Annotated in this window: 22 protein-coding genes; 14 read left to right on the forward strand and 8 right to left on the reverse strand. The window is 72.7% G+C overall.

Annotated elements, in window-relative coordinates; genetic code table 11:
* Nucleotides 1-111: 111 nt before the first annotated feature.
* The 9 genes from FXF65_RS10500 (at nucleotide 112) to FXF65_RS10540 (ending at nucleotide 8597) form a co-directional block, all read left to right on the forward strand.
* Nucleotides 112-513: a nitroreductase family deazaflavin-dependent oxidoreductase gene (locus FXF65_RS10500; protein ID WP_148349572.1), complete on the forward strand. Its 402-nt coding sequence runs from the start codon at nucleotides 112-114 to the stop codon at nucleotides 511-513.
* Between the two features lie 124 nt (nucleotides 514-637).
* On the forward strand, nucleotides 638-1735 hold the full coding sequence (locus FXF65_RS10505) for a phosphotransferase enzyme family protein (RefSeq protein ID WP_187412205.1): 1098 nt from the start codon (nucleotides 638-640) through the stop codon (nucleotides 1733-1735).
* 101 nt (nucleotides 1736-1836) lie between these two features.
* Nucleotides 1837-2703 carry an NAD(P)-dependent oxidoreductase gene (locus FXF65_RS10510; protein ID WP_148349573.1) on the forward strand — a complete coding sequence of 289 codons (867 nt, stop codon included), beginning with the start codon at nucleotides 1837-1839 and terminating at the stop codon, nucleotides 2701-2703.
* 49 nt (nucleotides 2704-2752) lie between these two features.
* On the forward strand, nucleotides 2753-3142 hold the full coding sequence (locus FXF65_RS10515; protein WP_148349574.1) for a VOC family protein: 390 nt from the start codon (nucleotides 2753-2755) through the stop codon (nucleotides 3140-3142).
* A gap of 13 nt (nucleotides 3143-3155) precedes the next feature.
* Nucleotides 3156-3755, forward strand: coding sequence for a class I SAM-dependent methyltransferase (locus FXF65_RS10520; protein ID WP_148349575.1), 600 nt, complete (start codon nucleotides 3156-3158; stop codon nucleotides 3753-3755).
* A gap of 100 nt (nucleotides 3756-3855) precedes the next feature.
* Nucleotides 3856-4716, forward strand: a complete 861-nt coding sequence (locus tag FXF65_RS10525; RefSeq protein ID WP_148349576.1) for a hypothetical protein — start codon at nucleotides 3856-3858, stop codon at nucleotides 4714-4716.
* Complete coding sequence (locus FXF65_RS10530; protein WP_148349577.1) at nucleotides 4713-5819, forward strand: hypothetical protein; 1107 nt, start codon at nucleotides 4713-4715, stop codon at nucleotides 5817-5819. Before FXF65_RS10525 ends, FXF65_RS10530 begins: the two co-directional genes overlap by 4 nt.
* A gap of 7 nt (nucleotides 5820-5826) precedes the next feature.
* Nucleotides 5827-7299 (forward strand): hypothetical protein, encoded by a 1473-nt coding sequence (locus FXF65_RS10535; protein WP_148349578.1) that lies wholly within the window; start codon nucleotides 5827-5829, stop codon nucleotides 7297-7299.
* Nucleotides 7296-8597, forward strand: a complete 1302-nt coding sequence (locus FXF65_RS10540; protein ID WP_246198484.1) for an AAA family ATPase — start codon at nucleotides 7296-7298, stop codon at nucleotides 8595-8597. Before FXF65_RS10535 ends, FXF65_RS10540 begins: the two co-directional genes overlap by 4 nt.
* Here FXF65_RS10540 and FXF65_RS10545 read toward each other — a convergent pair.
* On the reverse strand, nucleotides 8594-9391 hold the full coding sequence (locus tag FXF65_RS10545) for an ABC transporter ATP-binding protein (RefSeq protein ID WP_148349580.1): 798 nt from the start codon (nucleotides 9389-9391) through the stop codon (nucleotides 8594-8596). The two genes, FXF65_RS10540 and FXF65_RS10545, sit on opposite strands and share 4 nt — an antisense overlap.
* Nucleotides 9392-9583: 192 nt before the next feature.
* Between FXF65_RS10545 and FXF65_RS10550 the strand changes: the two genes are divergently transcribed.
* The 3 genes from FXF65_RS10550 (at nucleotide 9584) to FXF65_RS10560 (ending at nucleotide 11412) form a co-directional block, all read left to right on the forward strand.
* Nucleotides 9584-10099, forward strand: a complete 516-nt coding sequence (locus FXF65_RS10550) for a hypothetical protein (RefSeq protein WP_148349581.1) — start codon at nucleotides 9584-9586, stop codon at nucleotides 10097-10099.
* 290 nt (nucleotides 10100-10389) lie between these two features.
* On the forward strand, nucleotides 10390-11079 hold the full coding sequence (locus FXF65_RS10555; protein ID WP_148349582.1) for a hypothetical protein: 690 nt from the start codon (nucleotides 10390-10392) through the stop codon (nucleotides 11077-11079).
* 117 nt (nucleotides 11080-11196) lie between these two features.
* Entirely contained in the window at nucleotides 11197-11412 is a 216-nt protein-coding gene (locus tag FXF65_RS10560) for a hypothetical protein (RefSeq protein WP_148349583.1), read from the forward strand.
* Between the two features lie 15 nt (nucleotides 11413-11427).
* Here FXF65_RS10560 and FXF65_RS10565 read toward each other — a convergent pair whose 3' ends face one another.
* The 3 genes from FXF65_RS10565 to hrpA all read right to left on the reverse strand — a co-directional run bounded on the left by FXF65_RS10565 (nucleotide 11428) and on the right by hrpA (nucleotide 18262).
* A complete protein-coding gene (locus FXF65_RS10565; RefSeq protein ID WP_246198485.1) occupies nucleotides 11428-13161 on the reverse strand; it encodes a chromosome segregation ATPase in 1734 nt (577 codons plus the stop codon).
* Nucleotides 13162-13298: 137 nt separating this feature from the next.
* Nucleotides 13299-14258, reverse strand: a complete 960-nt coding sequence (gene pip, locus FXF65_RS10570) for a prolyl aminopeptidase (RefSeq protein WP_148349584.1) — start codon at nucleotides 14256-14258, stop codon at nucleotides 13299-13301.
* A gap of 77 nt (nucleotides 14259-14335) precedes the next feature.
* Nucleotides 14336-18262 carry an ATP-dependent RNA helicase HrpA gene (gene hrpA / locus FXF65_RS10575; protein ID WP_222868487.1) on the reverse strand — a complete coding sequence of 1309 codons (3927 nt, stop codon included), beginning with the start codon at nucleotides 18260-18262 and terminating at the stop codon, nucleotides 14336-14338.
* Nucleotides 18263-18507: 245 nt separating this feature from the next.
* Here hrpA and FXF65_RS10580 point away from each other — a divergent pair, with 245 nt between their 5' ends.
* Nucleotides 18508-19938: a serine/threonine-protein kinase gene (locus FXF65_RS10580; protein ID WP_187412206.1), complete on the forward strand. Its 1431-nt coding sequence runs from the start codon at nucleotides 18508-18510 to the stop codon at nucleotides 19936-19938.
* Between the two features lie 19 nt (nucleotides 19939-19957).
* Here FXF65_RS10580 and FXF65_RS10585 read toward each other — a convergent pair whose 3' ends face one another.
* Nucleotides 19958-20611 (reverse strand): DUF4360 domain-containing protein, encoded by a 654-nt coding sequence (locus FXF65_RS10585; RefSeq protein ID WP_148349587.1) that lies wholly within the window; start codon nucleotides 20609-20611, stop codon nucleotides 19958-19960.
* 222 nt (nucleotides 20612-20833) lie between these two features.
* Nucleotides 20834-21166 (reverse strand): winged helix-turn-helix transcriptional regulator, encoded by a 333-nt coding sequence (locus FXF65_RS10590; protein ID WP_148349588.1) that lies wholly within the window; start codon nucleotides 21164-21166, stop codon nucleotides 20834-20836.
* A 96-nt stretch (nucleotides 21167-21262) separates the two neighbouring features.
* On the opposite strand from FXF65_RS10590, the gene FXF65_RS10595 reads away from it, so the two are divergent.
* Nucleotides 21263-22153 carry an NAD(P)-dependent oxidoreductase gene (locus tag FXF65_RS10595; RefSeq protein ID WP_148349589.1) on the forward strand — a complete coding sequence of 297 codons (891 nt, stop codon included), beginning with the start codon at nucleotides 21263-21265 and terminating at the stop codon, nucleotides 22151-22153.
* A 15-nt stretch (nucleotides 22154-22168) separates the two neighbouring features.
* Here FXF65_RS10595 and FXF65_RS10600 read toward each other — a convergent pair whose 3' ends face one another.
* Together FXF65_RS10600 and FXF65_RS10605 are read right to left on the reverse strand one after the other, a co-directional pair.
* Nucleotides 22169-22807 (reverse strand): response regulator transcription factor, encoded by a 639-nt coding sequence (locus FXF65_RS10600; protein WP_148349590.1) that lies wholly within the window; start codon nucleotides 22805-22807, stop codon nucleotides 22169-22171.
* Complete coding sequence (locus tag FXF65_RS10605; RefSeq protein ID WP_222868488.1) at nucleotides 22804-24216, reverse strand: sensor histidine kinase; 1413 nt, start codon at nucleotides 24214-24216, stop codon at nucleotides 22804-22806. Before FXF65_RS10605 ends, FXF65_RS10600 begins: the two co-directional genes overlap by 4 nt.
* Nucleotides 24217-24231 lie beyond the last annotated feature (15 nt).

Below are 24231 nucleotides of genomic sequence, written 5' to 3' on the forward strand. Positions count from 1 at the left end.
TCAGCGGCGCGCGGCGGGGAAGGTCATCGGGCATCCGGAGGTTATGCGGACGGCCGCCGCGCCGTGCGGCGGATCCAGAGCCGGGACAACGCCAACGCCGAGGAGAGACCGATGCTGTACGGGAAAGAACACGTCGCGCGCTACCAGGAGACCGACGGCGCGGAGGGGCACGACTGGAATGGGACGGTGACGCTGCTGCTCACCACCAAGGGACGCCGCACCGGCCAGGAGCACACGACCCCGCTCATCTACCAGCCGGACGGCGACGCCTTCGTCATCGTGGCGTCCAAGGGCGGCGCCGAGGACGACCCGCTCTGGTTCAAGAACATCGAGGCCGACCCGCAGGTGAAGGTCCAGGTGAAGGACGACCGGTTCACGGCCCACGCGCGGGTCGCCGGACCGGACGAGAAGCCCGCGCTGTGGCGGAAGATGGCCGCGGTCTGGCCCGACTACGACGAATACCAGAAGAAGACGGACCGGCAGATTCCCGTGGTCATCCTCGAACGGGCCTGAAACTCGCGCCTGAGGGGCACGGGCCCCTTTCGCGATTCCCTTTTGCGGTGCGGGACGGGACGTGTAGCGTCGACGTAGAACATCCTTTCGACCATCGTCCGTCCGACGCAGCCGAGGTGCCGAGGTGCCGACGTCACACAGCGCCGAAGAGCGGGGCGCGGAGCAGAGCGCCGACACCGGTCCGCCGCCGCGGCTGCTCGGGCGCTGGGAGATCGGCGCGGCCGGCGGCGCGGACCCGCTGCACGGCGGGTCCGGCCGCCGGTCCTGGCGCGTCCGGACGGCGGCCGGGGAGTACTTCCTGCGCGAGCACGACCGGCCCGACCGCCGCCGCGTCCTGTTCCAGCACGCCGTCACGACGGCGCTGGACGAGGAGGGCCTGCCCGTCCTCGCGCCGCTGCCCGCGCGCGCAGGCCGGACGCTGGTCACCTCCGCGGGGCGCGGCTACGTCCTGTACCCGTGGGTCGGCGGGCGCGGGCGCGGCGGCCTGGAGCTGACGTTCGGCCAGTGCGAGGCGCTCGGCGAGCTGCTCGGCCGCCTGCACGAGGCCCTCGACCGGCTGACGCCGCCGGTGCAGCAGAGCCTGCTCGTGCCGACGCCGCGCGCCGCGGCCGCGTCCGCCGCCGTCGAGGAGATGCTGCGGGACGTCCCCGGCGACGGCGACGGCACCGACTTCGACGCGCTCACCGGGCGGCGGCTGCGGGAGCGGCGCGCCCTGCTCGCCGAGTTCGCCGGGCACCAGCCGCCGGAGATCGAGGTCAGCACAGTCGGGCATTTGCACGGCGCGTTCGACGCGGGGCATCTGCGCTACGGCGGGTCCGGCAACGTGACGGCCGTCCTCGGCTGGGACGGGCTGACCACCGGCCCGGTCGCGGGCGAGGTGGTGCGGTCGGCGGCGCGGCTGTTCGCGTGCGACGACGAGCGGGGCCTCGACCTCGACCGCGTGGCGGCGTTCGTCCGCGGGCACCGGTCGGCGTTCCCACTGGACGCCGGGCAGATCCAGGCGGCGGTGCACCGCGAGTGGTGGGAGCGGCTCTGCGACGTGGCGGCGCTGCGGAACCGCTACCTCGGGGACGGCGGCGAGCACGGCGACGACGGCGACCGCGGTTCCGCCGCCCTCGTCGCGTGGTGGTCGGCGAACCTCGACCGCACCCTCGACGCGTTCGCCGCGCCCTACACGGCCGCGTTCACCGACGCCCCCGGCGACAACCCCGCCTACGGCTAGAGCGCTTTCCGGCGCGTCCGGAGGCGAGGAGGACACGTTCGCTGGGTAGGCGTTCAGGGGCGGCATGTTTCTGTACCATGCGATCCAAAAGGAGGGCGATCATGACGGAAGTGGCGGTGCTCGGCACCGGGATCATGGGCGCGGCGATGGCCCGCAACCTGCTCAAGCACGGGAACCAGGTGACGGTGTGGAACCGCACGCGGTCGCGGGCCGAGCCCCTGGCCGCCGACGGCGCGGCGGTGGCGGACTCCCCCGGCGAGGCGGTCGTCGACGCCGACGTCGTCATCACGATGCTGAACGACGGCGACACGGCGCTGTCCGTCCTCAAGGACGCGGCGGGGGCGCTGCGCCGCGGGCAGGTCTGGGCGCAGATGGGGACGGTCGCCGTCGCGTCCGTGCCGGTGCTCGCCGGGTTCGCCGCCGAGCACGGGGTGGTGTTCGTCGACGCGCCCGTCCAGGGGACGCGGCAGCCCGCCGAGCAGGGGAAGCTGATGGTCCTCGCGGCCGGGCCGCTGGACGCGCGGACCGTCCTCGACCCGCTGTTCGACGCGGTCGGCTCCCGGACCCTCTGGCTGGACGGCGACGGCGCGTCCGGCGCGGGCACCCGGCTGAAGCTCGCCGCGGTGAGCTACGCGATCTCGCTGACCGCCGTGGTGGCCGAGTCGGTCGCGCTGGCGAAGGGCCTAGGGCTCGACCCGTCGCTGCTCGGGGACGTCCTCACCGGCGGCCCGCTCGACAGCGTCTACCTGCAGATGAAGATGAAGGCGATGCTCGCCGAGGACTTCTCGCCGAGCTTCGCCGTCGACAACGCGGAGAAGAACACGCGGCTGATCCACGACGCGGCCGAGGGCGCGGGCATCCGGGTGGACGTCAACGACGCGGCGGGCGAGCGGTTCCGGCGCGTCATCGGGCAGGGGCACGGCGACGAGGACATGGCCGCCACCTACCGCGCGAGCTTCCCCTCGTGACCGGCACGCGCGGCACGGCCGTCCGGCAGCGCATGCGAGGGTGGCGGGCATGGACGTTTTGAGCAGCCGCATCCTGCTGCGTCCCGCCGACGCGGCGCGCACGCAGCGCTTCTACCGCGACGTGCTGGGCCTCGCGGTGCACCGCGAGTTCGGCCCGGCCGACTCGCCCGGCCTCGTGTTCTTCCTCGGGCCCGGGTTCCTGGAGGTGTCGGGGCACGGCGCGGGCGAGACGGGATCGTCCCCGATGATCTGGTTGCAGGTCAGGGACGTCCGCGCGGAGCACGGGCGGCTCGCCGCGGCGGGGGCGCGCGTCACGCGGGAGCCGAGGCAGGAGCCGTGGGGGCTCGTCGAGATGTGGATCGAGGACCCGGACGGCGTGCGCATCGTTATCGTGGAGGTTCCGGACGACCATCCCATGCGTCGCGATCCACGCTCCTGAGCCGGCGGAGACGATGACCGACTACTGGAACCACAACACCCACTACCACGGCATAGTCCTGCGCGGCATGCCGCGCGGCTGCGGCGAGGCGCTGGACGTCGGCTGCGGCGACGGCCTGCTCGTCCGCCGGATGGCGCCGCGCGCCGCGCACGTCACCGGCATCGACCGGTCGCCGGACATGATCCTCAAGGCGAAGACGCTGAGCGCCGGGATCGGCAACGTCGACTTCGTCGAGTCCGGGCTGCTGGAGTACGACCTGCCCGAAGACCACTACGACTTCGTGTGCAGCGTCGCCGCGATCCACCACATGGACTTCGCGAAGGGCCTGTCGGCGATGCGGGACGCGGTCGCGCCCGGCGGCACGCTCGTTGTCATCAGCCTGGCGAACAACAAAGGCGCCCGCGACTGGTCGTACGCGGTGGCGGGCGTCCCGGCGCACCATTTCCACCGGTTGCGGAACCGGCGGCGGGCGGGCAGTCCGGACGCTCCGGTCGCCGATCCGGACATGACGTGGAGCGAGGTCCGCGACGAGGCGCTGCGGCTCCTGCCGGGCGCCGTCTTCCAGAAGCATCTGCTCTGGCGCTATTCCATCGTGTGGCGCAAACCGCGCTGACTCCGGTGCGACGTCCCGAATGGCGGGCTTTTCGGCAGCCGGGACGTCGCGAAACTGGAGAACCCTGGAATTGTCTGGAAGCTCCGGTACTGTCTGCCGCATGTTCCGCTCCCCCGGCGTTCCGACCCCCGACGAGCTGGAGGCGCGCATCACCGAGCTGCGCGCCGCGGTGCGCCGGGCGATGGCGGCGGGCGACCGGGACGGGGCGCGCGGGCTGCGCGCCGAGCTCCGCGACGCCGAGCGCGCGTGGGACGACGCCGTCCTCGGCGACGCCCCCGCTCCGGCCGCCGCGTCACGCAACGAGGACCGGCGCGGGTTGCAGCCCGTCCGCGAGCAGGTGCACCAGGCGCTGACGCTGCTCGGCGCCCCGGCCGCCCCGAAGCTCATCGGGACGGTGTACGCCGCGTTCTTCCCCGGCGAGATCCCCGGGCAGCGGCTGGCGAGCCTGCGCCGCGACGAGGAGCGCTCGTTCCGCACCGCGCCCTACGCCCGCCCGTACTACCTGTGCGCCGCGCTCACCGCCGACATGCTCGCGCCCGCGCGCGGGCTGCTCACCGTGAGCACGTGGCCGCTGGAGCGGCGGATCGTCGGGCCGCTGAGCCCGCGCGCCGACTTCCTGACGTCCGCGATCCGGCTCGCGGAGCACGCGGAGCGCGGCACGCCGTCGCCCGACGCGCGGCGGCTGCTGTGGCGGTTCGCGTCCACGATCCCCGGCGCCGCGACCGGTACGGTCGGTACGGTCGAACCGGCGGCGCTCGCCGCGGCGGCCCGCGCCGAACTGGACGTGCACCGCGACCGCGACCTGCGGCGCCGCGAGTCCGCCGCGCGCCGCGCCCGCGACCGGCTGGACGACGCGCAACGGCTGTTCGGCAGCCGCCTGCGGGCCGTCCGCGAGTCCGGCCGCCCCGCCGCCCGTAACGCTGCACCCGACCCGGCCCACGACAGAGAGACCGACGGATGACCGAGACCGCGCCGGACCTGTCCCGGCTGCGCGGCGGCGCGCCCCCGCGCAACCACGACGCCCGCACGATCGCCGCGCTGACGTCCAACCCCGGCTGCGCGCGGCGCGGCGTCATGGACGCGGCGGCCGTCGACAAGGACGCGGTGGCGCGGGCGCTCGGCTTCCCGGCGCCGTTCGGCCAGTCGCAGTTCGCGATCACCCGCGGGAACGCGTTCGAGGCGCAGATCAAGGCCGACGGCTGCGCCGAGCTGCTGGCGCTGCTGCGCGACCGGCTCGGCCTCACCGTCCCCGAGGTCGCCTACGACGACCTGGAGTCGGTCGCCGGCAACGACGCCCGGGAGCTGCGGCACTCGCGCACGCGGCGGCTCGTCGCCCAGGCGCTGGAGTCCGGCGACGGGACGCTGTTCGACCATCCGCTGCTCCGGCTGGAGATCGCCGGGCATCCCGCCTACCTGGAGCCCGACGTCCTCGCGTTCCAGCTCGCCGGACGGCTGCACGTCATCGAGATCAAGTCGTTCGCGGTCGTGGACGGGCAGGCCGAGCCGGAGCAGGTCGCCGCGGCGGCCCGGCAGTCGGCGGTGTACGTGCTGGCGTTGCGCGGTCTGGTCGCCGAGCTGGGGCACGACCCGGCGCGCGTCTCGCACGACGTGTTCCTCGTCTGCCCGGAGAACTTCTCCAACCGTCCGACCGCGACGCCGCTGGACGTGCGGCCGCAGCTCGCCGTCCTGGAGCGGCAGCTCACACGGCTCGTCCGCGTCGACGACATCCTCGCGGAGCTGCCCGCCGACCTGTCGTTCGAGCTCGGCGAGGAGCTGGCCACGTCGGTCCGCGCGGTCGAGGCCCGGTACGCGCCCGACTGCATGTCCGGCTGCGAGATGGCCCTGTTCTGCCGCGACGAGGCGCGCGCCTGCGGCCGGACGGGCGCGCTCGGCCGGTCCGTCCGCGACGACCTCGGCGGGGTCGACACGATCGGCACCGCGCTCGCGCTGGCCGACGGGTCGCTGCCGCCGTCCGACGACCTGGCGGAGACGGCCGAGCAGCTCCGCACGGCGGCGCGGCTACGCGCCGAGGCATTGGGCGGGGCACTGGGCGGGGTCGCGTGATCGGCCGATGAGCGCGCTGTCCTCGCTGGCCCGGGTGCAGGCGGCGGCCGCCGGGATCGCGCAGCCGCTCGCCACCGTGCGGCACTGCCATCTCGCGGACGCGCCGCTGGTGCTCGTCCCGCTGAAGCTCGCCGGGGAGGCCGCGGCGCCGCTCGCGGTCATGGTCGGCAGCGGCCCCGGCGACCCGACCCTGCTGGCGGTGCCGCAGCCGCGCAACCGCGACCTGCGGTTCGCGTTCGCCGCGTCGCTGGCGACGATCGTCCTGAAGCACGTCGAGACGAGCCGGGGCGCGGTGGAGGAGCTGCCGCCCGGCAAGGACGGCGACGAACGCATCCGGTACGGGGACGCGCCGCAGCTGCTCGTCCCGAACCGGGGCGGCGTCGCGTTCCTGCGCCTGATGGGACGTTCCACGCGCTTCCGCAGTACCGAGGGCCAGTACGCGGTCGATCCGGCCGTCCCGGTGCTCGGACGCTGGCTGACCTGGTTCGCCGACCGTTTCGACCATCCCGGCTCGTCGCTGCTGGGCGCGATGACGGAGCTGCTGCGCCTGCACTGGACGACCGGCCAGAGCTCCCTTGAGGACGGCAACCTCGCCGCGCTGGTCGGCTGGATCGACCCGCCGGACGGACTGGACGGCCCATCCGCCGCCGCCCGCGCCGAGGACCCGGTGCTCTGCCCGCCCGCGGGCCCGACGACCGACCCGACGTTCGACAACGAGGTACTCGCCCCGGCGATCGCCTCCTACGACCGGTCGGGCGGCGACCCGCGCGCCGAGGAGCGGCTGCGCGCCGTCCTCGCCGACCAGCTCACCCCGACGTGGGAGCTGATGTGGCGGGCCGTCGGCCTGCTGCGCGAGCTGCCGGAGGGCGCGAGCGTCCCGAAGCGCTGGGAGCGCGACCGGGACGCGTTCACCCACTACCACCAGACGTTCGGCGAGGCGTATCCGCAGGCGCGCCGGGACGCGCCCGTCCGCGCGGCGCGGCGGCTGCACGACCTGGAACGCGCCCAGGACGCCTACGACGCGCAACGCGCCTTCGACGACCCCCTGGTCATGGCCGAGTACCGGCTCGGCGGGCAGGCGTTCGGCGGAACGGTCACCGACGCCGACCCGGCCCGCCTGGACGAGACCGGCAAGCGCCCGAAGCTGCGTCCCCTCCTCCGGGTCGCCACGCAGGACCCGGTGCGCCTCGACGAGGGCACGACCGTCTGCAACGCGGCCCGTCCCGGCCTGAAGGGAAAGATCGTGGAGATCGGCGACGGGACCGTCCTGCTGGAGCTGACCGGCGGGATGGGCCGCAAGCTCACCCCGGAGCCGGGCGCGGTCCCCGAGGTGGGCGACCGGGTGTGCTTCACCTCCCTCACCGAGGGCTCGTTCGGCGTCGCGAAGTTCCCCGACCGGGAGGACACGCCGTGGACGCACGGCGGCCCGCCCGGCGAGTACGTGCCGACCGCCGAGGACGCCGAGGAGGCGTGGTCGTGACCGCGTCCGACGAGGCCGCGAAGGTCGTCGGCGCCGTCATCGCCGACCTGGACGGCGGGCACCGCGGCGTCGTGGTCGACTCCCCGCCGGGCGCGGGCAAGTCGACGCTCGTCGTGCGGGCCGCCGCGCACCTGGCCGGGTCCGGTGCGCGGCTGATGATCGTCGCGCAGACGAACGAGCAGGTCGACGACCTGATCGACCGGATCGCGGGCAAGCATCCCGACATCACTCTCGGACGGCTGTCGGCGTCGGGGTACGCGCCGTCCGAGCGCGTCCTGGCGCATCCGGCGGTGCGGGTCGCGCAGAAGGCCGACGACCTCGCCGAGCACACCGTCGTGATCGCGACCGCCGCGAAATGGGCCACGCTCTCGGACGGCACGTGGCCGTGGGCGATCGTCGACGAGGCGTACCAGATGCGCTCCGACATGCTGCTGCGCATCGCCGGACGGTTCGAGCGGGCACTGTTCGTCGGCGACCCCGGCCAGCTCGACCCGTTCTCCACGGTCGAGGTGGAGCGCTGGGCCGGGCTCACCTGGGACCCGATGCGCAGCGCCGTTTCGGTGCTCCTCGCGCACAACCCGGAGTTGCCCGTCCACCGGCTGCCGGTGTCGTGGCGGCTGCCCGCGTCGGCCGCGCCCGTCGTGTCCGAGGCGTTCTACCCGTTCACCGGCTTCCGCGCCGGGACGGGCCCCGGCGACCGCCGGCTGGAGTTCGGGACGCGCGGCATGGACACCTCCCACGACCGCGCGATCGAGGAGGCCGCCGCCACCGGCTGGGCCCTCTACGAACTGCCCGCCCGGCACACGCTGCGCACCGACTCCGAGGCCGTCCGGGCGACGGCGGCGCTCGCCGTCCGGCTGCTGCAGCGCGGGCCGGTCGCGCATTCGGAGCTGGGCTCGCGTCCCGTCGACGCGACCCGCGTCGCGATCGGCGCGGCGCACCGCGACCAGGTCGCCGCGATCCGCGCCGCGCTCGGCCCGCACGGCGGCGGCATCACCGTCGATACCGCGAACCGGCTCCAGGGACGCGAGTACGACGTCACGGTCGTCCTGCACCCGCTGTCGGGACGCCGCGACGCCACCGCCTTCCACCTGGAGTCGGGACGGCTGTGCGTGCTCGCGTCCCGGCACCGGCACGCCTGCGTGGTCGTCGCGCGGGCGGGGATCCCCGAACTGCTGGACGCGCACCCGTCCGCCGAGCCGGTGCACCTCGGCGTGCCGGTGAAGTTCCCGGACGGCTGGGAGGCGAACCAGTCGGTGCTGGCCCACCTGTCCCGGCACCGCGTGGCGGCGGGTTAGGCGGGTTGCGCGGGTCCGGCGGTCGCAGCCCAGCGGCCGTTGTTCCGGCTGATCGTGATCGGATGGTCGAAGCAGGCGCTGACCAGCTCCGTCGTCAGCACCTCGGCCGCCGGGCCGGACGCGAGCACCTGCCCCTCCCGCAGCAGCAGCGCGTGGCTGGTGCTGATCGGCAGCTCCTCCAGATGGTGCGTGACCAGAACGGTCGTCAGGTCGGGACGCTCCGCGCGGAGCTGGTCGATGCTCGTGAGCAGGCGCTCGCGGGCGGCGACGTCCAGGCCGGTGGCGGGCTCGTCGAGCAGGAGCAGCGGCGGGTCGGGCATCAGCGCACGCGCGATCAGCGTCCGGCCTCGCTCGCCCTGCGACAGGTTCGGCCAGCGCGCGTCCGCCCGATGCGACAGGCCGAGCAGGCCGATCAGCCCGTCCGCGCGGCGGACGTCGGCGTCGGACGGGGTCCAGCGCGGGACGAGCTCGATCGTCCCCGTCACCCCGGTCAGCACGACCTCCCGGACGGTCCGCGCCGACTCCAGCGGATGCCGCGGGTTGACCTGACCGATCAGCTTGCGCAACTCCTGGACGTCCACCCGGCCGAGCCGCCGCCCGAGGATCTCCGCCGTGCCGCGCGTCGGATGCGTGTACGCGCCGAGGATGCCGAGCAGCGTGCTCTTGCCCGCCCCGTTCGGACCGATCAGCGCCCAGTGCTCGCCGCGGAGCACGGTCAGCGTGACCCGGTCGAGCAGCGGCCGCCGCTCCCGGACGAGATCGATCTTGTCGGCGTTGAGGACGACGTCGGACACGGAGGACCTCCCGTTCGGCTGCAGAAGGCGCGGGGATGGGACGCACGAGGGGCGCGGACGGCCGGGATCGCCGGGGACGGCCCGCGAAAGAGGATGGATCTTCAATTTAGCCGAGATCGCGCCGCCGGTACGCGTCGGGGCCCCGGCCGGATACTGTGAGTTCCGGTGCCTCAGCGATCAGGGGAGGGGGACATGGAGGACATCGGCTTCATGTGCGCCCGCTGCGGCGGCGAGGTGCACGACGTCACGCACAACCGCGAGGGCTCCCTCGACGGCGTCGGGTACCGCCACAACCGCCGGGTCGAACCCTGGGACCACGAACTCGAACTCGCCGTCGGCGAACCCGCCGAGCAGGACCCGTGCTGCGACTTCTGCGGCGCCGACGGCCCGAGCTGGCTCTACTACCCCACGCTCGACCCCGACGACACCGACATGTTCGAGGTCGAACTCGACACGACCCACCTGTCCGACGACGACACGGCGGTCGCCGTCCTCAACATGCTCTACCCGTGGTACGCGTGCGACACGTGCTCCGTCCTCGTCGCCGACCGCAACGTCGACGTCCTCATCGACCGCGCCCTGGACGTGACCCCCGTCCCCGCCGAGGGCCCCGTCGACGAGACAACCGCCCGCGCCCGCCTCCAAGGCTCCTTCTCCGTCTTCTTCACAACCCGCCCCGGCCGCCCCCAACCCTCCCGGGCTGTGTAAGCCCAGGGGGGCGCCCCCTGGAACCCCCGTCACGACGCAGGCGATCCTCACGCCGCCGTGACGGGCTGCCGTGCCTGTACTGGCGTGCGCGGCGTCGCTGCGGTCGCCTGCGTCGGCGGGTCGTGCGGCCTCCGGCGCGGGGCGCCTCCGGCCGCACGCCCCGTGCCCGCCGCCGCGGCGCGTTTCAAGGGTGGGTCAGTACTTGGGCAGGTGGGGGCGGTGGGTGTCGGTGGCGCGCATTATGATCGGTGCCGCTTTTGTGTGGTGCGTGTGAGTGCGGGGGGACGCGAGTGATCATCGACAAGCGGTTCCACGGGCCGGACGATTCGGGGAACGGCGGCTACGTGGCCGGACGGCTCGCCGGGCGGGTGCCGGTCGACACGGTGACGGTGACGCTGCGGCGGCCGCCGCCGCTCGACACCGAGCTGACCGTCACGGCGACGGACGAGCGCGGCAACGGCGTCCGGCTCTGGGACGGCGACCTGCTGGTCGCCGAGGCGCTCGCGGGGGCGATCGTGGTGCCGCCCGTCCCGCCGGTCCCGTTCGAGGACGCGCTGGCCGCGGCGGAGAAGTACCGGGCGGCGGGCGAGCACCCGTTCCCGCGCTGCTTCGTCTGCGGCCCGGAGCGGGACGCGGGCGACGGGCTGCGGCTCGCACCGGGCCCGGTCGCCGACGGGACGGTCGCCGCGCCGTGGACTCCCGAGCAGGTGCCCGGACGCGAGCTCGTGTGGGCGGCGCTCGACTGCCCCGGCGGCTGGTCGTTCGACGTACGGGGCCGTCCGGCCGTGCTCGGCACGATGACCGCGCAGGTCATGGACGTGCCGGACGCGGGTGAACGGTGCGTGGTGATGGGTTACGCGCGCAGCCGCGAGGGCCGCAAGATGCACGCGGCCACCGCCCTCTACGGGGCGGACGGACGGCTCCTCGGCCGCGCCGAGCAGATCTGGATCGAGATCGACTTGGAACGGTTCGGAGGCTGAGCCGGGCCCGGCCGTCGTCGGCCGGGCCCGTGGATTCCGGAAATGTGTCGCCGGACGTGGTGCGGACGTCCGGTTCCGCTGTTCAATCGAGCTTCCGCGGTAACGGAGGCGGGTCTGATGAGCGGAGACGGATTACTGGTCCTGGGGATCGTGGCCCTGGCGATCTTCACGGGCGTGCACTGGGGGCGCGCCCGCCGCGCGGTGACCGACACGCGGTCGAGCCGCCAGCGGATGAGCGACCTGCGGCAGGCGGTCGCGCGCGAGCGCACCCAGAGCGCGATGGTCACGGTGGTGGCGGTGGTGGCGATGTTCGTGCTTGTCACCTACCGCTAGCGGGGCGTCCGCCGGTCATGGGCCGGTGAACAGGGGGTCCTCCCGGTCCGCGCCGTTCAGCGGGCGGCCGCGGCGCGGGCCGCCGACTCCGGGCCGCGGGTGGCCGCCGGTGCCGGACCCGAGCGGATCGTCGACGGGTGCCGCGAGCGGACCGGGCGCGCCGGGCTGCCCCTGCGCCCCCGTCGGAACGGGCGCGCCAGGCTGGCCGTTCGTCCCGGCCGGGCCGTGTGCTCCAGGCTGGGCTGGTGCGGTCGGTTGGCCCTGTGCTCCGGTTGGGATTGGTGCGCTGGGCTGGCCGTTCGTCCCCGCCGGAATGGGCGCGCCCGGCTGGCCCGGTGCTCCCGCTGGCGCGGGGGCGCTCGGCTGGCCGTTCATTCCGGGTGGGATGGGGGCGCCGGGCTGGCCCTGGGGGCCGCCGATCGGCGGGGGGCCGGGCGGGACGGGCGGCTGCGGGCCCTGCTGGTGCGGGGCCGCGGGGCCGCCGCCGGACATCCGGCCACCGGGCGGGAAGTTCGACGACAGCGTGTGGTGCGTGAACTGGTCGATCTGGCGGCGGGCGCGGTCGGCCTCGGCGCGGGCGGCGTCGCGCTCCTCCGCGAGGGCGGTGAGCGCGGCCTGCTGCTCGGCGACCGACTGCGACAACTGCCGGAGCTGGACGCCCTGGTCGTTGACCTTCGCGGTGAGCTCGTCGCGCTCGGTGATCGCGGCCTTGGCCTGGGCGTGCGCGGCGTCCCGCTCCTTGGCGGCCTCCTCCACGCGGGCGTTGGCGCGGACGACCTCGGCCTCCGCCTCCGACTGGGCGCGCAGCGCGGCGGTCCGCTCGGCCTCGGCCTTACTGGTGGCCTGCATCGCGCGCTGCCGCTGCGCCTCGGTGTCGCGCATGGCGTTGCGCAGGTCCTCGGCGCCCTGCTTGGCGACGGCGGCCTCGACGCGCTGCGACTCGGCGGCGCCCTCCGCCTCGGCGAGCTTGGAGCGCGCGGCGACGAGCTCGGCGCGGGTGCTCTCCAGCGCGGCGAGCAGTTCGGTCTCGCGGGCGGCGATGCGGTCGCGCTCGCTCTCGGCGGCGAGCTTCGCGGTCATCGACTGCTGCGCGACCTGGTGCGCCTCCTCCCACGCCTGCTGGGCGGCGTCGCGCTTGGCGGTCGCGAGCTTCGCCTCCTCGCGGGCGCGGGACGACTCGCGCTCCGCGGTGTCGGCGCGCTGCCGGGCGGACGACGCCTCGTGCCACGCCTCCTCCGCCTTGCGCTGCGACGCGTCCCGCTCGCTCTGCGCGATGGCCAGCTCGCGGGCGGCCTCGGCCCGCACCTCGGCGACGCGCCGCTCGACCCCGGCGACGCTCAGCTCGGAGGTGAGCGAGTCGGCCAGCAGGTCGGCGGTCTTCTCCAGCCGCTCCACCATCTCCCACGTCGACGCGACCTGGCCGGTGAGGCCCGGCGCGTCCCGGCCGCGCTCGCGGCGCTCGCGCGCCTCGCGGGCGCACGCGCCGTCGTTGTCCTGGCAGTACCGGACGGTCCGGACGGCGCCCACCGGCTGCGGGACGGGACGCCCGCAGTTCGCGCACGGCCACACCGTCACCGGCTCCCCGAGCCGGGCGACCGCCGTCTCACCGGACTCCGCGGGCCGCGCGGCGGCGCCCTCCGGCCCGTCCGCCGTGCCTTCGGCAGCGTCCCCCGCGCCTTCGGCGACCGCGCTCTGGGGAGCTGCGGCCGCCTCCCGGCCGCTATTGTCGCGCTCTTCGCTGTTAGGCATGGAATGAACCATACGCACTGTTCCTCGATGTCGCAGTGAGTTGTGAGGGACATGTGGGGACGGTCATGCCATCGCGGAGCGGGCACCCGGGAGCACCGGAAGATGAGCGGCCGCGCCGCCCGGGGCCTCCCCCGATGTCACCTGTCGCGGAACCCGTCGGTCGCGGTGATGAGGCGGTCGCGGATCCCGGGTTCGGAGCCGCCGTGGCCCGCGTCCTCGACGATGTGGAACTCCGCCTCGGGCCACGCGCGGTGCAGGTCCCACGCCTGGTCGGGCGGGGTCTTCATGTCATAGCGGCCGTTGACGACGACGGCCGGGACCGACCGGATGCGGTCGACGCCCGCGAGCAGTCCGCCCTCGGGCAGGAACCCGCCGTTCACGATGTAGTGGTGCAGGATGCGGGTGAACGCGAGGACGGTGGCGCCGTCCAGGTCGGGCGGCGGGACGGGCAGCAGCGTGTTCGCCGCGAGCTCCCAGTCCATGAACGCGCGGGCGGCGGGGACGCGCACCGCCGGGTCCGGGTCGTTGATGCGGCGGCCGTAGGCGGTGAGGAGGTCGTGCCGCTCGGCGGCGGGGATCGCGCCGCTGAACGCCTCCCACTCGGCCGGGAAGAGGTGCGCGAGGCCGGTCGGCGCGAAGCCCCATTCCTCGTCCGCCGGGCGGATCAGGTAGATGCCGCGCAGCACCAGCTCCGTGACGCGGCCGGGGTGCGCCTGCGCGTAGGAGAGGGCGAGGGTGCTCCCCCAGCTTCCGCCGAACACGAGCCACCGGTCGACGGACAGATGCTCGCGCAGCCGCTCGATGTCGGCCACCAGATGCCGCGTCGTGTTGTGCTCCAGCGACACGTCCGGGTCGCCGGCGTGCGGTCGGCTCCGTCCGCATCCCCGCTGGTCGAACAGGACGATCCGGTACGCGGTCGGGTCGAAGAAGCGCCGGTTGTCCGGAAGCACCCCGCCTCCGGGCCCGCCGTGCAGGAACACTGCGGGCTTGCCGTCCGGATTCCCGCACGTCTCCCAGTAGATCTCGTTGCCGCCGCCGACGTCGAGCAGGCCGGACTCGTACGGCTCGATCGGTGGATAGAACTCCCGTAGACCCATGCGACCAAGTAGTACCGCATAAACGATCATGGTTGGACCGCGCCAACCTCCTCGGCGCGACCAGATGTGAGCGCGCGCTAGAGCTGTGCCAGCGCCTTGCGGATGCGTTTGTCCGACACGGGGTAGCGCGTCCCGAGCTGCTGCGCGAACAGGCTGACCCGCAGCTCCTCCAGCATCCAGCGGACCTGCCGGACGGGCTCGTCGTCGCGGCGGGCCGGGGGCAGCCGCCGCACCGCCTGCTCGTACTCCTCGTTCAGGACGTCGACCTGGTGCGCGAGCATCCGGTCGCGGCCCGGGTTCTCGGGGAGCTTGTCGAGCCTGACCTGGAGGGCGCGCAGGTAGCGCGGCAGGTCGGGCAGGCGCGCCCATCCGGTCGCGGTGACGAAGCCGGGACGGATCAGCCCGTTGAACTGCCCGCGGATGTCGGTGAGCGCCGGGACGAGCGTCAGGCTCGTCGTCCCGCGCAACCGGCGGTCGACCTCGTGTGCCTCGGCGAGGACGCGCTCCACCAGCGCGACGACCTCGGCGGTCGCGTCGTGCAGGTCGGCGCGAACGCGGTCGTACAGCGCGCGGAAGCCGTCCTCGTCCCAGGCCGGGCCGCCCGCCGCGGCGATGAGCCGGTCGGCGGCGGCGGTCACGCAGTCGTCGAACAGCGCCGCGATCGAACCGTGCGGATTGTGGCTGAGCGCGAGTTTGCCCTTGTTGGTGAGACGGCCCTGGATGAGTTTCACCGGGGAAGGCGCGTTCAGCAGGACGAGCCGCCGGGTGCCGAGCCACATCGCGCGAGCCTGCTCGGCCTCCGTCTCATACATTCGGACGGCGACGCTGCCGCCTTCGTCGGTGAGCGCGGGATATGCCTTGACGTCGTATCCGGCCTGGTTGCGCTCGTAGGTGCGGGGCAGTTCGCCGATCGTCCATTCGGTGAGGCCGGAACGTTCGATGGTGGACGCGGCCTTGGACAACGTCCCGCGTACCTTGCCCGCGAGGCGGCGTTTCAGTTCGTCGAGGTCGGGGCCCTCGCCGAGAGTGCGGCCCTTGTCGTCGACGACGCGGAACGTGATGTGCAAATGGGCGGGCAGCCGGGACGTGTCCCATGCCTCACGCGCGACCGGCACGCTCGTCATCGCGGTGAGTTCGCGTTCCAGGGCGTCCAGCAACGGCTCGCTGCGCGGCGCGACCCTTTCGAGCACCTTGCGCGCGTAGTCGGGCGCGGGAACGAAATTGACGCGCAACTGCTTCGGCAGCGACCTGATCAACTCGGTGACCAGTTCCCCGCGCAGGCCCGGGACCTGCCATTCGAATCCGTCCGGCCGCACCTGGTTGAGCACCTGGACGGGGACGTGGACCGTCACGCCGTCGGCGTCGGCGCCCGGCTCGAACTGGTAGGTGAGGCGCAGCCGAAGTGCGCCCTGTTTCCATACGTCCGGGTAGTCGGCCTCGCTGACGCCGCCCGCCGTCTCGTTGATGAGCATCGACTTCTCGAACCCGAGCAGGTCGGGATCGGAGCGGCGGGCGTTCTTCCACCAGGCGTCGAAATGGCGGCCGGAGACGACGTCCTCGGGGATGCGCTCGTCGTAGAAGTCGAAAAGGGTCTCGTCGTCGACGAGGATGTCGCGGCGGCGGGCCCGGTGCTCCAGTTCTTCGACCTCGTCCAGCAGGGCGCGGTTGTCGTGGAAGAACCGGTGGTGCGTTTCCCAGTCGCCTTCGACCAGCGCGTGCCGGATGAACAGCTCCCGCGACGTCGCCGGGTCGATGCTGCCGTAGTTCACGCGGCGGTCGGCGACGATCGGCACCCCGTACAGCGTCACCTTCTCGTGCGCCATGACGGCGGCCTGCTTCTTCGACCAGTGCGGCTCGCTGTAATTGCGCTTGACGAGGTGGCCCGCCAACGGCTCGATCCAGTCGGGCTCGATCTTGGCGTTGATGCGTCCCCACAGCCGGGACGTCTCGACCAGTTCCGCCGACATCACCCAGCGCGGAGGCTTCTTGAACAGCGCAGAACCGGGGAAGACCGCGAACCTCGCGCCTCGCGCACCCAGGTATTCCTGGCCGCGCCGCTGTGGTTTGCCGTCCTTCTTGTCGGCGTCGACGAGGCCGATGTGCGACAGCAGGCCGGACAGAAGCGCCACGTGGACATGGTCGGGCGCGGCGTCGGTGTCATTGAGCGTCACGCCGAGCGACTTCGCGACCTGCTTGAGCTGACCGTGCAGGTCCTGCCATTCGCGGACGCGCAGGAAATGCAGGAACTCGTTCTTGCACATCCGCCGGAACGCGCTGCCCGACAGTTCCCGCTGCTGCTCGCGCAGGTAGTTCCACAGGTTCAGGTAGGCCAGGAAGTCGGACGTCGGGTCGGCGAACCGGCGGTGCTTCTCGTCGGCGGCCTGCTGCTGCTCGGCGGGACGCTCGCGCGGGTCCTGAATGGACAGCGCCGCCGTGATGATGAGCACTTCCCGGACGCAGCCGTTCTTGTCCGCCTCCAGAATCATCCGCCCGAGACGCGGGTCGACGGGAAGCTGCGCGAGGCTGCGGCCGAGCGGGGTGAGGCGCTTGCGCGGGTCCTTCTGCGCCGGATCGATCGCGCCAAGCTCATGCAGGAGGTCGACCCCGGCCTTGACGTTGCGGCGGTCCGGCGGCTCGACGAATGGGAACGCGGCGATGTCGCCGAGCCCGAGCGACGTCATCTGCAGAATGACGGAGGCGAGGTTCGTGCGCAGGATCTCCGGGTCGGTGAACTCGGGACGCGACTCGAAGTCGTCCTCGGAATACAGGCGGATGCACACGCCCTCCGACACGCGGCCGCAGCGTCCCTTGCGCTGGTTCGCCGACGCCTGCGACACCGGCTCGATCGGCAGCCGCTGGACCTTCAGCCGGTGGCTGTAGCGAGAAATGCGCGCGGTCCCGGGATCGACGACGTACTTGATGCCGGGAACGGTCAGCGACGTCTCCGCCACGTTCGTCGCCAGGACGATCCGCCGCCCGCGATGCGCCTGGAAGACCCGGTGCTGCTCGGCCGACGAAAGGCGGGCATAGAGCGGGAGCACATCCGTCGATTCCCGCCGCCGGGTGAAATGCTTCGCCAGCGCGTCGGCCGTGTCACGGATCTCGCGCTCACCGCTGAGGAAGACGAGCACGTCGCCAGGGCCTTCGCGGGACAGTTCGTCCACCGCGTCCAATATGGCCTGGATCGGGTCGCGGTCGGGGTCGGCGGACGGGTCGTCCGGGTCCACGACCGGGCGGTACCGCACCTCGACCGGGTACGTCCGCCCGGAGACCTCGACGATCGGCGCGTCGCCGAAATGCTCGGAGAACCGCTCCGGGTCGATCGTCGCCGACGTGATGATCACCTTGAGGTCGGGGCGGCGCGGCAGGATCTCCTTGAGGTAGCCGAGCAGGAAGTCGATGTTCAGGCTGCGCTCGTGCGCCTCGTCGATGATCAGCGTGTCGTACTGGCGGAGCAGCCGGTCGGTCTGGATCTCGGCGAGCAGGATGCCGTCCGTCATCAGCTTGACCAGCGTGTCGTCGCTGGACCTGTCGGTGAACCGCACCTTGTACCCGACGGCGTCGCCGAGTTCGGTGCCGAGTTCGGAGGCTATCCGGTCGGCGACGGTGCGGGCCGCGAGCCGCCGCGGCTGGGTGTGCCCGACCGAGCCGAGCACGCCGCGTCCGAGCTCGAGGCAGATCTTCGGGATCTGCGTCGTCTTCCCGGAGCCGGTCTCGCCCGCGACGATCACGACCTGGTGGTCGCGGATCGCGGCGAGGATGTCGTCCTTCTTCTGCGAGACCGGGAGCTGCTCGGGGTAGCCGATCGCGGGCACGGCGGCGCGCCGCCGCTCGACCCGCCGCTCCGCGGCGTCGACGTCGGCGGTGATCTCCGCGAAGACGGCGGCGCGGCGGGCCGCGTCGCTCATCTTGCGGGCTCCGTCGATCCGGCGGCGCAGCCGGTGCTGGTCGCGCAGCATGAGCTGCGGCAGGCGCGCGCGCAGGTCGGCGAGCGGCGTTCTCACACTCGTCCTTAGGGGTAGCGATGGGGCGGCGGGCCGTCCGGCTGTTCCAGGCCCGCCGGTCCCGCTCACCCCGCAAACCTTCGCACCGTAACCGGAACGCCCGGAGAAGGCGATCCATTTTCCGGTGCCTTCACCGTAGAACGTCGGGCCCGAAGGGGGCATTCCGCCTCCGGCGGCCACGGAGCGTGGCGGGTCGTTCGCGGTATGGGTGCGCCGCCCCGCCCGGTCGTCCATCATTGGGAGGCGTGGACAAGCCGAGTGCCGCCGGCCGCTACCGGATCGACCGCCTCCTCGGCACGGGCGGGTTCGCCTCGGTGTGGCTCGGGCACGATCCCGAGCTCGACTCCCCCGTGGCGATCAAGATCCTGGGCGAGCACTGGACGCTCCGGACCGACGTGCGGGAGCGGTTCGTCCGCGAGGCGCGGCTGCTGCGCCGGGCCGACTCGCACCGCGTCGTGCAGGTCTTCGACATCGGCGAGCTGCCGGACGGACGTCCCTACTTCGTCATGTCCTACGCCGACCGGGGCACCCTCGCCGAACGGCTCGCGGACGGCCCGCTCCCGCTGAACGAGGCGGTCCGCACCGCCCGGGAGATCATCCTGGGCGTCGAGGAACTGCACGAACTCGGGGTGGTGCACCGCGACCTCAAGCCGTCGAACGTGCTGCTGCGGTCCGCGGCGGGCGGCGGCGAACGGCTGATGATCTCCGATCTGGGGATCGCCCGCACCGAGGACCACCTGTCCAGCCTGACGCTGCCCGCCGGGTCGCCCGGCTACATGTCACCCGAGCAGACGCAGGTCGACGGCGCGCCGGACCGCCGCTCGGACGTGTACGGCCTGGGCGCGCTCACCTACCACCTGCTGACGGGGAAGCCTCCCGCGTCCCCGGCCCGGCCACCGTCCGAAGTACGCCCCGGCGTCCCCCGCCGCGTAGAAGCGGCAGTACTCCGAGCCCTGGAACCCGACCGGGAGAAGCGCTGGCAATCCGCAGCCGCGTTCGAGGCGGCTCTATCCGAGGTCGCCAGCGACATCGACACAGACCCGCTGCCCGACGCCCCGCCCGCCAGTCCCCCGCCGTCCCGTCGGCGTTCCTGGCTGAAGCGCCGCGTCACGTTAGTCGCCGGGACCGGCGCGGCGGTCGCCGCGATGGCCGCCGCAGGCGCGATCTGGGCGCTCACCGGCGGTGGCGACTCCGAGCAGAGCCGAGCGGACGACCACCGGCTCCGTGCCGACTCCGACATCCCCACCCAATACCGCGACCTGATCGTCCGCGCCGGGACGTGGTGCGAGATGCGCGGCCTGTCCCCCGCCCTGATCGCCGCGATGCTGAAGGCGGAAAGCGGCTTCGACCCGCACCTCGCCGACCCGGCGAAGAACGAATACGGAATCGCCCGCTGGACGCCGAGCGTCCTGGTCTTCTGGCAGCCGGGCGGCCTCAACAATCCCGAACCGAAGCCGCAGCAGATCACGCCCGAACTGTCCATCCCGGCGATGGGCCGCTTCCTCTGCTACTGGGGCAAGGACCTGAAAAACGTCCCAGGCGACCCAGCTCTAAACCTAGCTGCCACGTACCGAAGCTCGTCAAAGACCATAGTGAAGGCAGGCGGAGTCCCCGCCAGATTCAAGCCCTACACCAACAAGGTCCACCAGTACCTGGAAACCTACCGCCCACGCTAGGCCACGGGAAGAGAGTGGGTTAGGTGCATTCTTTCCACACGAGGTGGTAGGTCGTTTGGAGGGTGCCGTCGAGGAAGTTCATGGAGACGGAGCTGACCTTTGAGTGGTCCGAGGTTCCTGGGGTGACTCGCAGTTCCGTGTAGATGCCGATGGGTCGCGTGTCACCGCAGACTTTCCACACGAGGTCGGTTGTCGGCACCTGCTCGACAATCTGGTATTGGTCGTTAAAGGGGCCCGCCATGCTGAACGTCTTGACGTCGCTCCGGTCGCTGCCCAGGAAGTTGTGTTCGGCCTTCAAAGTGGCCGTCGCACCGGCCTGCAGGTTGGGGGTTAGACGGTAGTCCACCTGCGAGATCGCGTAGGTCGAGTTCTGGCGGGTGGGTACCTTCAGGCCGAGTTGGCAGTTCTTGCGAGCGTCGGCGGGCTTCGAGGAGCCGCCCACTTGGGCCGTGTAGTCGCGGTAGTCGATGACGAAGCCGTCCTTGCCCCACACCAGGAACGCCGCGGTCTTGTCCGGCGCGCATCCGGAGCCGTTTATGGACACGATCTCGATCATGTCGTCGGCCGGGCCGCCAGGGGTCGGCGGTGCGGACGCCACGGCCGGTGCGACGGACGCGGCGGTCAGTGCGAGCGCGGCGGCGGCCGCGACGGAAAACGCGATCCCCTTATGCATGCGGTTCCCTCCACGGAATTGGACAGCACTTGTCAATGGAAATTGAATCAAGATCTTTTACCGGGAAAGTAACCGAGTATACGGGTGTTGTCAATCAGTAAAATTCAACTCGGCGGCCGAACTGGTGAAAGTCGAGCCCGAGTTTGACAAGGACCGTTCCATTTCGGAGCCCGGTCCTGGTGAGCCGATATCTCGATATCGCCTTCTGGTTGAAAGGTTGGGCTACGTCCTGTCCCGGCCCCAGGCGGCCAGGGGCTCCAGTGCGGCGTTGAGGCGCATGCCGTCCTCGGTCAGCGAGTACTCGACGCGGGGCGGCACCTCGTCGTAGGAGACGCGGCGCACGACGCCGTCCGACTCCAGCTCACGCAGGTGGGAGGCCAGCACCTTCTCGGTGATCCCCGGAAGCAGCCGGCGCAGTTCGCCGAAGCGGCGGCAGGGGTGCTCGTGGAGCGCCCAAAGGATCAGCACCTTCCACCTGCCGCCGATCACCTCCATCGCGGTGTCGATGCCGCAGACGTGTCCGTCTGGGGTGACCGGCCGATTCAACGTCGTCATGCCCCGCCCTTCTGACGTGCTCGCTCACCTCGGGGTAACCACCCACTCCAAAGTGCGTACCTGATCACCTCCGGAGCTGTGACCAGCCTAATCGGCATGGCACAGAACACCGCTGAGAAGACTTCCGTCACGATGCTGGGCCTCGGCGCGATGGGCGCCGCGCTGGCCCGCGCCTGGCTCGCCGACGGTCACCCGCTCACCGTTTGGAACCGCGGCCCGGCCCGCGCCGCGGCACTCGCCGCCGAGGGAGCGAAGGACGCGGCCACCGCCGCCGAGGCGGTCGCGGCGAACACCATGATCGTCGTCTGCCTGCTGGACGACACCTCGGTCGAGGAGGTGTTGGCGGGCACCGACCTGGTCGGCAAGGACCTCGTCAACCTGACCACCAGCACGCCCGGCCAGGCCCGTGCCCGAGCCGAATGGGCGCGCGAGCGCGGCGCCCGTTACCTGGACGGCGGGATCATGGCCGTCCCTCCGATGATCGGCGTCCCGGAAGCGGGCGGCTACGTCTTCTACAGCGGGTCGCGGGAAGTGTTCGAGCGGCATCAGGAGACCTTGAGCGTCCCGGCCGGCACCAACTTCGTCGGCGAGGACGCGGGCTTCGCGGCCCTCCACGACGTGGCTCTGCTCAGCGCCATGTACGGGATGTTCGCCGGTGCCGCCCACGCCTTCGCCCTGATCCGCAAGGAGGACATCGACCCCACCGCGCTCGCCCCGCTGCTCGCCGACTGGCTCGTCTCGATGGCCCCGGCGGTACACCAGACCGCCCAACAACTGCGGAGCGGCGACTACACCAAGGGCGTCGTCTCCAACCTGGCCATGCAGGTGGCCGGTACACCGACCTTCCTGAGCACCGCCGAACAACAGGGTGTGAGCCCAGAACTGCTCACCCCCTACTTCGAGTTGATGCGCCGCCGCCTGGCGGAGGGCAGCGGCGAAGAGGATCTGACGGGCGTGATCGACCTGCTGGTGGACGACAGGTCATAGAGCCCCCGGCGCAGGTCAGGATCGGCCGAGGCCGGCGTCTCTGGCGCGGACGATGGCTTCGGCGCGGTCGGCGACCTGCATCTTGGTGAAGATGCTGGAGATGTGGTTGGCGACCGTCTTCGGGGCGATGGCGAGGCGGTGCGCGATCTCGCCGTTCGGACGGCCCGCGGCGATGAGGTCGAGGACGTCGCGCTCCCGGGCGGTGAGGCCGGGGAAGGGGTGGTGCGGCGCGGGCGGGGCCGCGAAGAAGCCGAGCACCCGGCGGGCCACGCCGGGGCCGAAGATGGCCTGGCCGGAGGCGACCGCGCGGATGGCGTGCGCGATGTCGTCCTGCTGGGCGCCCTTGAGCAGGTAGCCGCGGGCGCCCGCGCGCATCGCGGAGAAGACCGAGTCGTCGTCCTCGTACATGGTGAGCATGAGCACCGCGGTGTCGGGCGCCGCCCGGACGATCTGGCGGGTCGCCTCGATGCCGTCCAGGCCGGGCATCTGGATGTCCATGACGAGGACGTCCGGCCGGTGCTCGACCGCCAGCCGGACGGCGGCGCGACCGTCCGCGGCCTCGGCGACCACGGTGAAGCCGTCGATGGAGTCGAGCAGCGCCCGCAGCCCGCTGCGCACCACGGGATGGTCGTCGGCCAGCACGATCGTGATCATGATTCTCCCAGCGGTAGCGCGGCGGTCACCCGGCCGCCGCTCGGGCCGGGGCCCGCGGCGCAGGTGCCGCCCAGCTCGGCGGCGCGTTCGCACATCGACCGTATGCCGACGCCGGGTCGCCACGCGCGGTCCGGCCCGGTCCCGTCGTCGGCCACCTCCACGTGCAGGCGCCCGTCGGCGCGGACGCGCACGTCCACGCGGGCCGCGCCGGAGTGCCGGACGGCGTTGGTGAGGGCCTCCACCGCGATCCGGTACGCCGCCGCCTCGACCGCGGCGGGCAGGGCGGGCAGACCGTCGGCCTCGACCCGGACGGCGAGGTCCGGGCGTTCGAGCTGCGCGGCACGCTGCCGGATCGCCCCGGCCAGGCCGAAGTCGTCCAGGGCGGGCGGCCGCAGGTCGTAGACCAGCCGCCGGATGTCGTCGATGGCCTCGGCGGTCTCGGCGCGCAGTTCGGCGAGGAGCGCGCGGGCGGCGGCGGGGTCGGAGTCCAGCAGGTTGCCCGCGGCGTCGGCCTTGAACGCGACGCCGGTCAGCACCGGGCCCAGGCCGTCGTGCAGATCGCGGCGCAGCCGCCGCCGCTCCTCCTCGCGGGCGGTCACCAGGGCCTGGCGGGAGCGCTGTACCTGCTCGGAGAGCGCGACCGAGTGCACCGCGACCGCGAGCGGCGCCGCCAGCAGTTCGAGGACCGCGTGATCGCGGCCGCCGAGCCGCCGTTCCCCGGCGCGCAGCCCGATGACCAGCTCACCCACCCGCTCGCCGCCGTGGGTGAGCGGGATCGTGTGCAGCGACTCCGGTGCGGTGCCGGACGCGGCGAGCTCGGTGTCGTGGCCGCGCAGCGCCGCGAACGGGAGTCGCAGGGCCTGCCGGACGGCCTCCGGGACGGCGGGCAGCCCGGTGTCCAGCCGGGCCCCGACCCGCGACACGGCCCGGACGGGATCGGCGCGGTCCCCGTACATGACGCGGTCGACGACGCGCTGCAGCCGCAGGCGCACCGGGTTGAACCCCACGGCGATCAGCACGGTGGCCGCCGCCGAGCTGCCCAGGCCGACCTCCTGCCGCATCACCCGGTCGAGCATGGCCACCAGGCCGATGTACGAGGCGACCACGGCGGTGGTGAGCAGCCCGTACAGCACCGTCCGGGACACAACCAGCCGGATGTCGAGAAGATGGTGGCGCAGGATCGCCACCGTCATCGCGGCGGGCACCAGCGGGATGGCGAACAGCACGTACACGGGCGCGTTCTCCAGCACGCCCCAGGGCACCATCACGATGAGGACGAGCAGGACCGCCTGCGTCAGCCACAGCAACTGGCGCCGCTGCCGGTCGTCCCCGCGCCGATACCGCACCACGAGGGCGACCAGGCCGATCGCCGTCGCGACGAGGCCGCGCACTTCGACGGCCGTCCACACCGGGGCGAGGTTCGC

The sequence above is a fragment of the Actinomadura syzygii genome, assembly GCF_008085905.1.
Taxonomy (GTDB): Bacteria; Actinomycetota; Actinomycetes; order Streptosporangiales; family Streptosporangiaceae; genus Spirillospora; species Spirillospora syzygii.

What these genes read in the sequence shown, in the direction of transcription:
- FXF65_RS10500 (WP_148349572.1), top strand. Translation starts at nt 112, where the DNA reads ATGCTGTACGGGAAAGAACACGTCGCGCGCTACCAGGAGACCGACGGC.
- FXF65_RS10510 (WP_148349573.1), top strand. Translation starts at nt 1,837, where the DNA reads ATGACGGAAGTGGCGGTGCTCGGCACCGGGATCATGGGCGCGGCGATG.
- FXF65_RS10515 (WP_148349574.1), top strand. Translation starts at nt 2,753, where the DNA reads ATGGACGTTTTGAGCAGCCGCATCCTGCTGCGTCCCGCCGACGCGGCG.
- FXF65_RS10520 (WP_148349575.1), top strand. Translation starts at nt 3,156, where the DNA reads ATGACCGACTACTGGAACCACAACACCCACTACCACGGCATAGTCCTG.
- FXF65_RS10525 (WP_148349576.1), top strand. Translation starts at nt 3,856, where the DNA reads ATGTTCCGCTCCCCCGGCGTTCCGACCCCCGACGAGCTGGAGGCGCGC.
- FXF65_RS10530 (WP_148349577.1), top strand. Translation starts at nt 4,713, where the DNA reads ATGACCGAGACCGCGCCGGACCTGTCCCGGCTGCGCGGCGGCGCGCCC.
- FXF65_RS10535 (WP_148349578.1), top strand. Translation starts at nt 5,827, where the DNA reads ATGAGCGCGCTGTCCTCGCTGGCCCGGGTGCAGGCGGCGGCCGCCGGG.
- FXF65_RS10550 (WP_148349581.1), top strand. Translation starts at nt 9,584, where the DNA reads ATGGAGGACATCGGCTTCATGTGCGCCCGCTGCGGCGGCGAGGTGCAC.
- FXF65_RS10560 (WP_148349583.1), top strand. Translation starts at nt 11,197, where the DNA reads ATGAGCGGAGACGGATTACTGGTCCTGGGGATCGTGGCCCTGGCGATC.
- FXF65_RS10565 (WP_246198485.1), bottom strand. Translation starts at nt 13,161, where the DNA reads ATGCCTAACAGCGAAGAGCGCGACAATAGCGGCCGGGAGGCGGCCGCA.
- pip (WP_148349584.1), bottom strand. Translation starts at nt 14,258, where the DNA reads ATGGGTCTACGGGAGTTCTATCCACCGATCGAGCCGTACGAGTCCGGC.
- FXF65_RS10585 (WP_148349587.1), bottom strand. Translation starts at nt 20,611, where the DNA reads ATGCATAAGGGGATCGCGTTTTCCGTCGCGGCCGCCGCCGCGCTCGCA.
- FXF65_RS10590 (WP_148349588.1), bottom strand. Translation starts at nt 21,166, where the DNA reads ATGACGACGTTGAATCGGCCGGTCACCCCAGACGGACACGTCTGCGGC.
- FXF65_RS10595 (WP_148349589.1), top strand. Translation starts at nt 21,263, where the DNA reads ATGGCACAGAACACCGCTGAGAAGACTTCCGTCACGATGCTGGGCCTC.
- FXF65_RS10600 (WP_148349590.1), bottom strand. Translation starts at nt 22,807, where the DNA reads ATGATCACGATCGTGCTGGCCGACGACCATCCCGTGGTGCGCAGCGGG.